Raw genomic sequence first — 12,575 nt, forward strand, 5'->3', positions numbered from 1 at the left:
CGCTGGAGCTGGGCAGCAATGCGGATTACGACCTGAGCGCACTGGCGGCGCGCCAGGATGTCATCGTGGTGGCGCCCAACTACCGGCTGGGCGTGTTCGGCTTTCTCGCGCACCCTGGCCTGCGTGGCGAGGGCGAAGGCGCGTATGCACTGCTCGACCAGCAGGCCGCGCTGCGCTGGGTACAACGCAATATCGCCGGGTTCGGCGGAGATGCGCACAACGTCAGCGTGTTCGGTGAATCCGCCGGCGCATGGAGCATCTGTTACCAGCTCGCCTCGCCAACGGCCGAAGGGCTATTCCAGCGTGCCATCCTGCAAAGCGGCAGCTGCCTGGCCGCCGATTCCAGCGTGACCCGCGATGAAGCCGAACACGGCGGTGTGCGCATGGCGCAGGCGCTTGGCTGCACGCACACGGCGGACGTTGCAGCATGCCTGCGCGCGCTTCCTGCGGACACGCTGGCTGATGCGAAACCACAACGACGCGGGCTAACCGGCAGCGATGCATGGGCGCCGATGTCCGGTGGCGAGGTCTTGCCGCTGCCGCCAGCTGCCGCAATTGCCAGCGGCCAGCATGCGCAGGTGCCGGTGCTGATCGGCAACAATCGCGACGAAGGACGTCTGTTTGCGCAGCTGCTGTCCTACCTCGGCAAGCTCAGCCTGCGCAGCGGCTATGCAGCGCGCGTGCAGCGCATGCATGCCTCGCCCGGTCCGATCATGGCGCAGTACGCCGATGTCGCCACGCACTCGCGCTGGGAGGCGCTTGCCGACATCGTCACCGACGGCGGTTTCGCCTGTCCGACGCGCCGGCTGGGCCAGGCATTGCGCACGCATGCCCCGGTGTACGCCTACGAGTTCGATGACCCGCAGGCGCCGTACGGGCTGCTGCGCCTGCCGTTCTCGCCGGCGTTGGGCGCCTTCCACGCCTCCGAGCTGGTGTATCTGTTTCAGCGCCCCTGGGTGCTCAGCGGCGATCCGCGGTTCAGTCCGGCGCAACAGGCGTTCTCCGACACGTTGCAGGACTACTGGGGCGCGTTCGCCCGCACCGGCGACCCGAACGGTCACGGCCGCCCGCACTGGCCGCAATTCGATGGCCGGACACCGCTGACCTTGTCGCCCGCCCGGGTCGGCGCAACGCCGGACTTCGTGCAACGGCACCGCTGCGGGTTCTGGGATGCACAGGCGCGCGCTGCCACGGCGAACGTCCCATCGCCTTCGCAACAACATCAGCCCGGCGTAACGCACGCTGCTCAACTATAGGACCGTTGTGGCCGAGCTGCCGTGCGATGCCGGCAGGCGTCCGCAACCGTGCATGCACGTCGCCCGTCGCACGGGACACACGACCAACCGCCATCACCGCAGAGGAGCCATCCATGTCCATCGCCCCGTCACCTTCCTGTCCCCAGGTGCGCCTGCGTCACGGGCGCGAGGTACCGGCACTCGGGCTGGGCTCGTGGAATCTGGGCCAGGGCCGGCATCCGTCGCAGCAGGAGATCGATGCGCTGCAGGTCGGGCAGCAGTTGGGTATGCGGCTGATCGATACCGCCGAAATGTACGGCAATGGTCGCTCGGAGCAGCTGATCGGCCAGGCCATCGACAGCAGGCAGCCGCCGTATCTGGTGTCGAAGGTGTTGCCCAGCAATGCCAGCGCGCGCGGTATTGCGCGCGCCTGCGAGGCCAGCCTGCAGCGGCTGGGGGTGCGCACGCTGGACCTGTACCTGCTGCATTGGCGCGGCGGCAGCGCGCTGGCCGAAGTGGTCGATGCGTTCGAAGCCTTGCGCGATGCCGGCAAGATCCGCGACTGGGGCGTATCCAACTTCGATGTCGATGATATGGAAGAATTGTGGTCCCTCAATGGCGGGCAACGCTGCCTGGTCAACCAGGTGCTGTACCACGCCGGTAGCCGTGGCATCGAATTCGATCTGCTGCCGTGGTGCGCCGACCATCAGGTGACAGTGATGGCGTACTCGCCGTTGGGTAGCCGCGCCCTGCTCGGCCACCCAACCTTGCAGGCCATTGGTGCGCGACGCGGCGTGGCGGCCACTGCCGTCGCACTGGCGTGGGCGATTCGCAGCGGCAAGGTCATCGCCATTCCCGAGTCGGGTACGCCGGAGCATGTGCGTGCGAACGCCGCCGCCTGTGCGTTGCAGCTGGATGACGACGATCTTGCCGAGCTGGACCGCAGCTTCCCTGCGCCAACGCGCAAGCAGCCGTTGGATCTGCTGTAACGCCGCCTGCGCATGCGCGTCATTCGATGCATGCGCCCACTGGCGTGACGCGCGCAACAAAGCGCTGCGACGCGTTGCAGGGTTTTGGTTACATGTGAGTATTCGTTCTCAAGCGGACACATGCAGTTAACAGCGCCACTCGCACGCTCTGCGGCTCAGCCCGCAATCAGCTCGCCAGAGTGGAGTCCCATGGCCAAGTCCCCCAGTAAACCCGCGCAGGTTCCTGCCGTCGCCACCGCAAGCGCCACCGCCGATGTGTCGCGCGGCCGCGGCGACGAACTGCATCAAAAGGCCGGCGGCTCGCATCCGCAACTGACCACCAATCAAGGCATCCCGGTTGGCGACAACCAGAACTCGCTCCGCGCCACGCCGCGCGGGCCGACGTTGCTGGAAGACTTCATCCTGCGCGAAAAGATCACCCACTTCGATCACGAGCGGATTCCTGAGCGCATCGTGCATGCGCGCGGCAGTGCGGCGCATGGCTATTTCGAGCTGACCAAATCGTTGAGCCAGTACACCACGGCCAAGATCTTCACCGAGGTCGGCGAGAAAACCCCGCTGTTTACGCGCTTTTCCACCGTGGCAGGTGGCGCCGGCTCGGTGGACACGCCGCGCGACGTGCGTGGGTTCGCGGTGAAGTTCTACACCAAGGAAGGCAACTGGGATCTGGTCGGCAACAACATCCCGGTGTTCTTCATCCAGGATGCGATGAAGTTCCCGGACCTGATCCATGCGGTAAAGATGGAGCCGGACCGTGGCTTTCCGCAGGCCGCCAGCGCGCACGACACGTTCTGGGATTTTATCTCGCTCACGCCCGAATCCATGCACATGATCATGTGGGCAATGAGCGACCGCACCATTCCGCGTTCGCTGCGCATGATCGAAGGCTTCGGCATCCACAGTTTCCGCCTGCTCAATGAGGCCGGTGAAAGCACCTTCGTCAAGTTCCATTGGCGTCCCAAGCTTGGCCTGCAATCGACCATCTGGGACGAAGCGGTGAAGATCGCCGGCGCAGACCCGGACTTCCAGCGCCGCGACCTGTTCGAAGCGATCCAGAACGGCGACTTCCCGGAATGGGAATTAGGCGTGCAGCTGTTCACCGAGGCCGAGGCCGAGGCATTCCCGTTCGACCACCTGGATTCGACCAAGGTCATTCCGGAAGAACTGGTGCCGCTGCAGATCGTCGGGCGCATGGTGCTGGACCGCTGGCCGGACAACTTCTTTGCCGAGACCGAGCAGGTGGCGTATTGCCCGGCCAACATCGTGCCCGGCATCGACTTCAGCAACGATCCGCTGCTGCAGGGGCGCCTGTTCTCGTATCTGGACACCCAGCTCAGCCGCCTGGGCGGGCCGAATTTCCACCAGATTCCGATCAATGCACCCAAGTGCCCGTTCGCCAACAACCAACGCGATGGCCACATGCAGATGGGCGTGCCGAAGGGCCGCGTGGCCTATGAACCGAGCTCGCTGCAGGCCGACGCGCCACGCGAGGCGCTGCGTGGATTCCCCAGCCATGCCACACCAGCCGAAGACGGCGCCAAGGGCCGCGTGCGTGCGGAGAGCTTTGCCGATCATTACAGCCAGGCGCGCATGTTCTTCCGCAGCCAGACCGCACCGGAGCAGGCACACCTGGCATCGGCGCTGGTGTTTGAACTGTCCAAGGTCGAAACCGCGCACGTGCGCGAGGCCGTTGTCGGCCATCTGCGCCACATCGATGAAAGCCTGGCCAAGCGCGTGGCCGACGGCATGGGCATGACCACGCTACCACCCGCGCCGCCAGCGGCAGTTGCGCCCACCGACATGCCGTTGTCGCCGGCGTTGCAGCTGATCGGCAAGATGAAGGACACCCTGCAAGGCCGCACCGTCGGCATCCTGATCCACGACGGCTCGGATGCCGCGGCGATCAAGGCAGTGCGCAAGGCGGCGGAAGCGGCCGGCGCCACGGTCAAGATCGTGGCACCCAAACTGGGTGGCGCCAGGCTCAGCGATGGCAAGCAACTGGCGGCCGATGGCCAGCTGGCCGGCACCCCATCAATCATCTTCGATGCGGTGGCGGTGTTGCTGTCGTCGGAAGCGGCCAAGGCATTGACCAACGAATCGGCGGCGCTGGATTTCGTCAGCAACGCCTGGGCGCATCTGAAGGCGATTGCCTTCGACGACGGTGCGCAACTCCTGCTCAAGGCCGGCAACGTCGGCAAGGACGCGGGCATCGTCTCTGCCGCCGATACCAAGGCCTTCATCGCGGCCGCAAAGACCCGCCAGTGGGCACGCGAGCCGAAGGTGCGCATGCTGGCGTAATCACGGCTGGTTGGCAGATGCGCTTGGGCGCGAGCGGCTTTCCAGTAGCCGTTTCGCGCCCAAGTTGTTTCCGCAGGCAGCGATGAAGATCAGCACCGGAGGCGTTGAGCTCGCTGTTGTTGCATGGATCAAGGGCATCGCGCACTCGATCGACGCAGCATTTGGCTGAACCTGCAAGACGAGGACGCTGATGCTGACTGCAGGAACTACGTTGGCAGCGCAGAAGATAGCCGCGGAGTGCTACCTCTGCATTTTGCTGCAGGGCCCTTGCCCGCCCACCGTCGCAGGACACGCTGCAAGTACGTCCATGTAGCTCCGTGGCGGCATCCATGCCGCTAAGGGTCCCGCGACGGTGGGCGGGCAAGGACCAGTGGAGATGGTCGAATGCGCGGTGTGTAGTTGATGCGCAGCGCTTTGATAAGCGATCGGCACGTCGCGTGGCGTGGCTTCTTCGCTCTTCAACAAAACCATCAGCCAACTGTCCGGTGCTGTGCTTTCGTCCTTCAACGACGTCGCCAGCACACTGTCTGGTGCGGTGCCCTCGCCGATTGCGGGACCGTGTGGCGGCATGGATGCCGCCACCGAGCCTACAGGGACGTACTTGCGGCGTGTCCCGCAAGCGGTGAGGGCACCGCGCCCTCGACCGACTCAGCGTTTGACTGAACCAGCAAGACCAGAACGCCGATGCTGGTCGCCATAAGGTACGTTGACAGTGCGGAAGATCAGCTGCGGAGTGCCACCTCTGCATTTTGCTGCAGGGCCCTTGCCCGCCCACCATCGCAGGACACGCTGCAAGTACGTCCATGTAGCTCCGTGGCGGCATCCATACCGCCAAGGGTCCCGCGACGGTGGGCGGGCAAGGACCAGTGGAGATGGTCGGTGCGCGGTGTGTAGTTGATGCGCAGCTTTGATAAGCGATCGGCAAGGCGCGTGGCGTGGCTTCTTCGCTCTTCAACAAAACCATCAGCCAACTGTCCGGTGCGGTGCTTTCGTCCTTCAACGACGTCGCCAGCACACTGTCTGGTGCGGTGTCCTCACCGATTGCGGGACCGTGTGGCGGCATGGATGCCGCCACCGAGCCTCCACGGACGGATTCACGGCGTGTCCCGCGAGCGGTGAGGGCGCCGCGCCCTCGACCGACCCATCGTTTAGATGTTGAACATCGGAAGAGAGATGCTGGAACTAGCCACGCATACTCCACAGCGGAGCAGTCGTGTGGTCTGCAGCTCTACACCGCTTCGACAGCAAACCGTTGCGCATTCGCCAGCGCACGATACTCGCGCGGCGTCATGCCCACGGCTTGCTTGAATTGCCGCGCAAAGGCGCTTTGATCGCTGAAGCCGCAGGCGTGGCCGATTTCGGTCAGGCTCTTGTCGCCGTGCAGCAGATGCATGGCCATCTGCAGCCGCAACTTGGCCAATACCTGCTGCGGAGTGAGCTGGAACACCTTGCGGAACGAGCGTTGCAGCTTGGACATCGAAAACCCGGTGATTTCCACCAGCGCCTGCATGCGCACGTTCTGCGCGTAGTTGGCGTTGAGGTAGGCCAGTGCGAGCCGCAATTTTTCGTACTGCGACTCGTGCCCGTCCTGCGGACCGAGATCGCGTGAGATGCCGATGATGCCCTGCACCTTGCCATCCACCAGCAGCGGGCGTTTGCAGGTGAGACACCAACCCGGTTCGCGGTTGGCGAACAGGTGTAGCTCCAGCAGGTTGTCGATCACCTCGCCGGCCAGCACCTGCTCATCCTGATTAGCGTAGTTGGCACCCAGGCCGCTCGGGTATACCTCGGCCACGCGCTTGCCGATCAGCTCCTTGCGCGATTTCAGGCCAAGCCGCCGCAGCATGGTCTGGTTGACGTGGGTATAGCGGCCCTCGCGATCCTTGACGAAGAACAGCACGTCCGGCACGGCATCGAACAACGCTTCCAGATCGGCAGGATCGATGCTCTTCATGCAGGACGGTGGGCTCGTGAGCAGGAAAGACGCGGCGGCAAGGAAATGACGCAGCCATTTCGGCGAACAGCATCGCCGCGCCGCGTCATGATACGCCGCGCAGGCCGCACGGCTTGCAGGAGGTCAGCGCGGCTCTTCGGCCACGGTGGCCGTGGCTGCGGCGGGAGCGGCCTTGGCGGGGTCGAGCGAAGCACTGGTCGCGCCCAGACGATCGGCCGGCGTGCGCCGCGCCGCCCAGCTCTGCACCACGGCCGCACCCGATTGCGACCCCACCTGCACGCGCAGGCGCGCACCGGCAGCCGGTGCCACAAATTCGATTTCGCAGTCGCCCGCCGCCATGCAGCTGTCGGCTGCAAGCGGATCCACCGGCTGCCAGCCTTGTTCGGCAATTGCCTGCGAGAACGCGCGGTAGTTCATGCCCGACTTCAGTGTTGCCGGCAGCGGCACCAGCAACTCGCTGTCGGCCTCCGCTGCGGCCACGGGCGCCGCAGGTGCCGGCACACGCGCAGGTGCGCCAGCTGCCGCCCGCGGCGCGGCGCTCCAGGCAGGGCTGAAGATCAGGGCGAGGCCCAGCAGGGCGGGACGGGCGAACGTGCGCATACGGAAGATCCTTGCGATCCTGCAGGGACTGGGAAAGTTAAAGAAGCGCTATTTTGACACGTCGACATGACGCCGGGGCGATGATGCCCATGCGCGATCAGCCGCCGTTTCGTCGCGACACGGTTTGGCGCGCCGGCAAGCGCACTCGACAGCGCTCGTCTCGGCGTCACGTGCGTGGCCGCAAGCGAACCCGACAGCAAGGCGCCTGTAGCAGCGATCGCTGCATGCCGCGGACCGACCGCGGCGCACGCAACCGCATGTGTCGCGGCTGCGTGCGCACACTTGTCGCGCTGCTCTTTGTAAACCAACGTTGCAGCGTGCCCATCGATGCAGACCGGCACGCCGCATTGCGCAGCGTGCCGGCATTACCGGCTTATTGCCCGATGTGCTGCTTCAACCAGCCGTTGACGGTGTCGTGCCACAGGATGCTGTTGTCCGGCTTGAGCACCCAGTGGTTTTCGTCCGGGAAATACAGGAACTTGGAGTCGATGCCCTTTCGCTGCAGCGCAGTGAATGCGGCCAGACCCTGTTCGACCGGGATGCGGAAATCCTGCTGGCCGTGGATCACCAGCATCGGCACCTTCCACTTGTCCACGTGCAGCACCGGGTTGAACTTTTCGTAGCCGGCCGGGTTCTGCCACGGCGTTCCGCCGTTTTCCCATTCGCTGAACCATAGTTCCTCGGTGGCGTAGCCCATGGTGCGGTTGTCGAACACACCGTCGTGGTCGACCAGGCACTTCCACGGCTGGTTCCAGTTGCCTGCCATCCAGTAAACCATGTAGCCGCCATAGCTGGCGCCCAATGCGCAGGCCTTGTCACCGTTGAGAAAGCCGTACTGTTTCTGCGCAGCCGCCCAGCCCTTTTGCAGGTCTTCCAGCGGACGGTCGCCCCAATGCTGGCTGATCGCATCGGTGAATTCCTGGCCATAGCCGGTGGAGCCGTGGAAGTCGATCATCACCACCGCGTAGCCCTGGCCGGCGTAGGTCTGCGGATTCCAGCGGTTGCTCCAGCCATTGCCGAAGCTGCCCTGCGGCCCGCCGTGGATCAGGAACGCCACCGGGTAGGTCTTGCCTTCCTGATAGTTGTACGGCTTGACCACGTAGCCGTAGACGGTGTCGTTGTTCCAGCCCTTGAACTGGAACTGCGCGTAGTCGCCGAACTGCACGTCGGGCAGCTGCTCGCCGGCGCTCTGACTGATCGCACGCAGACCCTGGCCCTGCAGGTCGCTCACGAAGATTTGGTCGCCGCTCTTGAGCGAGTTGCGGGTAAACGCCAGCGTGGTTCCGGCCAGCGTTGGCGCGTGCACCGCGCCCTCGCCGGCCAGCTTGGTCGTGGTGCCGGTGGCGAGGTCGATCTTGAACAACGGGTGCTCGCCGAGCTCGTCGGCGCTGGTGTACAGGCTGGTACCGTCCTCGCTCAAGACGATCTCACCGGCGGAGCGATCCCACTTCGGCGCAATCTCGCGCGTCCTGCCGCTGGCCACGTCCATCGCCATCAGGCCGAAGCGATCGGCCTCGAACCCCGGGCGCTTCATGGCGCGGTAGTACAGCGTCTTGCCGTCGGTGCTGAACACCGGGCCGGCATCCCAGGCCGGATTGGCCGCGGTGAGATTGACCGGTGCAGACTTGCCGCTGGCATCCAGGCGATACAGATCGAAGTTGGTCTGCCACGGCTCGTCGTTGCCGGTGGGCCTGGCGCCGGCCTTGGCGTTCTTGCCCGCTTCCGGGCCATGCGGCTGCGGGATGCGCACGCTGGCCACCACGGTGCTGCCATCGGGCGACCAGGTGTAGTCGTCGTTGCCGCCAAACGGCTTGGAGGGCGCGTCGCCGGCCAGCGTGGCACTGATGGCCGACGCCCCGACCACGGCCTTGCCGCCTGCCGCTGGCAGGTCGGCCACGAACAAGGTATTGCGGCGGCCATCGTTCCAGGTGTCCCAATGCCGCACGAACAGCTGGTCGTACACCACGCCGCTGGCTTTGCTGTTCTTCAGCTCGCCCAGCCGCTTCTTGGTACAGCCCAGGTCCGAACCGCAATCCTGGAACACGCCCGAACTGAAGACGATGCGCTTGCCCTCGGGCGAGAGCTTGTAGCTGTCCACATCCACCGCAAAGGCGGTGAGTTGCTGCGGGGTACCGCCGGCCATCGGCTGCGCATAGAGCTGCTGGCTGCCGGATTTACTACTGAGGAAGTACACCGTCTTGCCATCGGGCGACAACGCCGGGCTGTTGACGTTCCAGCCTTCCGGGGTCAGCCGCTTGGGCGGCGCCAGATCGCGCGTGCGCAGATTGCGCACCCACAGGCTGGTGGCGGGCTTGCCATTGCTGGTCTTGGCCTGGCGTTTGGCGAACAGCACGCTGCCGCCATCGGGCGTGAGCGTGGGTGAGGACACCCGGTCCAGCGCCACCATGTCGCGCACATCGAAACCGCGCGCGGCGGCAAGGTCTGGCAAGGCGGCCAGCAAACACAAGGGCAATACGGCGTGACGCAGCTTCATCGGTAATTCCCGCAACGGCAAAACGCCGATGGTAGGCGTTGCTGCGGCGCACGCGCAAAGGCAGAACGTCATGCGGCGTGACGTGGTGCGGCACGCCGTCGCGCGCGTTGCCCATGCCACCTATGGGGGGCACGGGCGGCAGCGCATCAGAAGCGGTGCGACATGCCCACATACACCTGCGCATCCGGGGTGCGGTCGTTGAGGCCGAAGTTGGCGCCCACGTCCAGTTGCAACAGCGGGTTGAGCAGATACGCCGCGGCGATATCGGCCGAATACTGTTCGACCGTCTGTGCAGGATCGCGGTTGATCGAGGACCACAGCTCTACCGCCATCGATAACTTCGGCGTGATCGGACGCGCCAGATTGATCACATTGACGATGGCGACATGCTTGCCGCTGCCATCGCTGTCGGCCAACCAATCCAGTTCCGGACCAAACGTCAGCGAGAAGCTGCTGGGCAGCACGATGTTGACCGGCAGCGCCAGACCGCCTTCCCAGGTGTCGTTGCCCAGGCCGGTACGCGCAGTGGGCGCCTTGACGAACGGCAGCAGCGCCACGCTGGCGGTGTCGCTCTCGTACACACGCGCCTTCATGCGCAGATAGAGATCGCCGCCACCGCTCAGGCTGCTGCGCGCGCCGGTGGCGCGGTCGGTGGTCTTGACCTGCAGCTGTGGTGCCCAGTTGAGCTGCAGATCGATGCGGTCGCTGACGCCGTACTTGAGCGTGGGATTGGTAAACACCGAGGTTTCGATGCGTGTGCCAGGCTGGCTGTCGCGGGTGTAGCTGCCGATGTCGGTTTCCAGCTGCCAGGCACCGGTCGGCACGGTACAGGTGGAATTGGACTTGGTCGGCCGATCGGTGCATAGCGCCGCTTCGGTGGCGTCTTGCGCCTGCGCTTGAACGGCCAGCCCGCACAGCACGCCGGCCACGGCGATGGTCGGCAGCAAGATGCGGCGTGCGCGGGAAGAAGAACCGGAAATAACAGTCAGCATTGCAGTAACTCCATGGCAGAGCGCTGGGCCAAGACACAACAGGCCAGCAGTGAGTGAGGGGGAATGCGCGTGGAAAGGTGGATCGAGCGCACGCCGCCCAACGGCGCCGTCTGGTCGATCCCATCGAGCTGTCGCGCCCGCAAGACAAAAAGCGGCCGCAACCGTGCCTTGGAAGAAGCGCAGTGCGATTGGGCTAACGTTTTTGTCGGCAGCGGCGGCGGCGCGATGGCCTATGGCGCGGAGATCAGCGGGGTCGATCCAGGCTTGCGGCAGTGGTGGCGCATCATCCGTGCGGGAGACGGCACGATACGCAGCGGCGGCATAAAGGCGCTATGCATGAGCGCTGGACCCGGCATAAAGTCGGCGCAAAAACAGGCTGCAGACGACGAGGCGCCGTCAGGGACCGTCGATGGAGTCCGCAGCGGCGGTGCACGGGGATGATGCAGATGATGGCAGCGGCAATCCGCTGCGGGCAGGTCGCCTTGCGCGCCTGCAGGGACGGCGCATGCATCGCATGCGCCGTGTCCGTCGCAGGCTCAGGCGGCCTGTTCGCCGCGCTTGCCGACGCGGTACAGCAGCCAGCCAACCAGGGCGAGAATGGCCAGGCCGATCCATTGATTGAGCTGCAGGGCGGCCGGCAGTGCCAGCACATCGGCACGGCTGGACAGCACGATGGGCACCGCAATGGCGATGCCCATCAGCGCCTCGCCGGTAATCAGGCCGGCGGCGAACAGCACGCCCGGACGATGCACGCGGTCGCGGCCCTCTTCGTCGTCGGCGCGAATGTTGTGGAAGCGCTCCACCAGGTGCGCGATCAGGCCACCGATGAAGATCGGCACCATCAGTTCCAGCGGCAGGTAGATACCAATGGCCGCCGCCAGCACCGGCACGCGGAAGCGCTTGCCGGTGGCCTTCAGCCATTCGTCCAGCGCGATGATCGCCGCACCGACGCCGGCGCCGATTGCGATCATGGTCCACGGCAACTGGCCGCCGAACAGTCCCTTGGCTACCGAGGCCATCAAGGTGGCCTGGGGCGCGCCCAGCGAGTTGGGATGTTGCGGCGTGGCCGGGCCGATGCCGTACGCCTGGGCCAGCAGATTCAACACTGGCGCCATGATCAACGCACACGAGAACGCGCCGATACCCAGCATCAACTGCTGCTTCCACGGCGTGGCACCAACCAGATAGCCGGCCTTGAGGTCCTGCAGGTTGTCACCGCCCACCGCCGCCGCGCAGCACACCACCGCACCGATCATGATGGCCGCCACCGCGCCTAACGGCGCAGCGCCGATGCCCACCGGCACCAGGCCGCTCTTGCCCAGCAGCAGCACCAGCACCGCCGATGCGAACAGGATGGTGGAGATGGTGATGCCGGAAACCGGGTTGTTGGACGAGCCGATCAACCCGGCCAGGTAGCCGGACACCGACACGAACAGAAAGCCGGCCACGATCATGATGATGGTCATCGGGATCGACACATGCCACTGCTGCACGATGGCCTGGTACAGGCCCAGCAGCGGCAGCGTGCACAGCACCAGCGCCACCAGCATCCACTTCATCGGCAGGTCGCGCTCGGTCTCGGCGACCACGCCACCACTGCTCTTGCGCGCGGCCGCAAAGCCACTCTTGATGCCGGAAAACAGCGACTTGCGCAGCGAAAACAGCGTCCACACGCCGCCAATCAGCATCGCACCGACACCAAGGTAACGGATCTTCGCGCCCCAGATGCCGAATGCCGCATCGGCGGCCGGCGCACCGGCCAGGCTCTGCGCCAGCGCCGGATCGCTGCCCATGAAGAACTGCTGATACAGCGGGATGGCGATATGCCAGGACAGGATCGAGCCGGACAGCACCACGATGCCGACATTCAGGCCGACGATATAGCCCACGCCCAGCAGCGCCGGCGACAGGTTGGTACCGATATAGCCGACCAGGCGGCTGCTGCCCAGGTAGGTGGCCTGCGCCCAGGTATCGGGGATCACGCGCAGGCCGCTGGCCGCACCGAGCTTGACC

Annotated in this window: 9 protein-coding genes; 4 read left to right on the plus strand and 5 right to left on the minus strand. The window is 65.3% G+C overall.

The annotated features are described in order from the left end of the window. The 3 genes from OZ10_RS16110 to OZ10_RS16120 form a co-directional block, all read left to right on the plus strand. On the plus strand, positions 1-1,256 hold a 1,256-nt coding region (locus tag OZ10_RS16110; protein ID WP_039565858.1), incomplete at its 5' end, for a carboxylesterase/lipase family protein. Between the two features lie 113 nt (positions 1,257-1,369). Next, positions 1,370-2,224, plus strand: a complete 855-nt coding sequence (locus tag OZ10_RS16115) for an aldo/keto reductase (RefSeq protein WP_039415133.1) — start codon at positions 1,370-1,372, stop codon at positions 2,222-2,224. Between the two features lie 189 nt (positions 2,225-2,413). Further along, positions 2,414-4,522, plus strand: coding sequence for a catalase (locus tag OZ10_RS16120; RefSeq protein ID WP_039415136.1), 2,109 nt, complete (start codon positions 2,414-2,416; stop codon positions 4,520-4,522). A gap of 1,228 nt (positions 4,523-5,750) precedes the next feature. On the opposite strand, the gene OZ10_RS16125 is transcribed toward OZ10_RS16120, so the two are convergent. From OZ10_RS16125 to OZ10_RS16140, 4 genes are all read right to left on the minus strand, one after another. Then, positions 5,751-6,476 (minus strand): AraC family transcriptional regulator, encoded by a 726-nt coding sequence (locus OZ10_RS16125; RefSeq protein ID WP_039413302.1) that lies wholly within the window; start codon positions 6,474-6,476, stop codon positions 5,751-5,753. A gap of 123 nt (positions 6,477-6,599) precedes the next feature. After that, complete coding sequence (locus OZ10_RS16130) at positions 6,600-7,076, minus strand: hypothetical protein (protein ID WP_039565862.1); 477 nt, start codon at positions 7,074-7,076, stop codon at positions 6,600-6,602. 373 nt (positions 7,077-7,449) lie between these two features. Further along, positions 7,450-9,570, minus strand: coding sequence for an alpha/beta hydrolase family protein (locus tag OZ10_RS16135; protein WP_039565864.1), 2,121 nt, complete (start codon positions 9,568-9,570; stop codon positions 7,450-7,452). A gap of 146 nt (positions 9,571-9,716) precedes the next feature. Next, positions 9,717-10,562 (minus strand): transporter, encoded by an 846-nt coding sequence (locus OZ10_RS16140; protein WP_039565866.1) that lies wholly within the window; start codon positions 10,560-10,562, stop codon positions 9,717-9,719. A gap of 69 nt (positions 10,563-10,631) precedes the next feature. Here OZ10_RS16140 and OZ10_RS22920 point away from each other — a divergent pair, with 69 nt between their 5' ends. Next, positions 10,632-11,003 carry a hypothetical protein gene (locus OZ10_RS22920; protein ID WP_228888672.1) on the plus strand — a complete coding sequence of 124 codons (372 nt, stop codon included), beginning with the start codon at positions 10,632-10,634 and terminating at the stop codon, positions 11,001-11,003. Positions 11,004-11,098: 95 nt separating this feature from the next. Here the strand turns inward: OZ10_RS22920 and OZ10_RS16145 are convergent. Further along, a partial coding sequence (locus tag OZ10_RS16145; RefSeq protein WP_039565869.1) for an OPT family oligopeptide transporter occupies positions 11,099-12,575 on the minus strand: 1,477 nt, incomplete at its 5' end.

This window comes from Xanthomonas cannabis pv. cannabis, from assembly GCF_000802365.1.
GTDB lineage: Bacteria > Pseudomonadota > Gammaproteobacteria > Xanthomonadales > Xanthomonadaceae > Xanthomonas > Xanthomonas cannabis.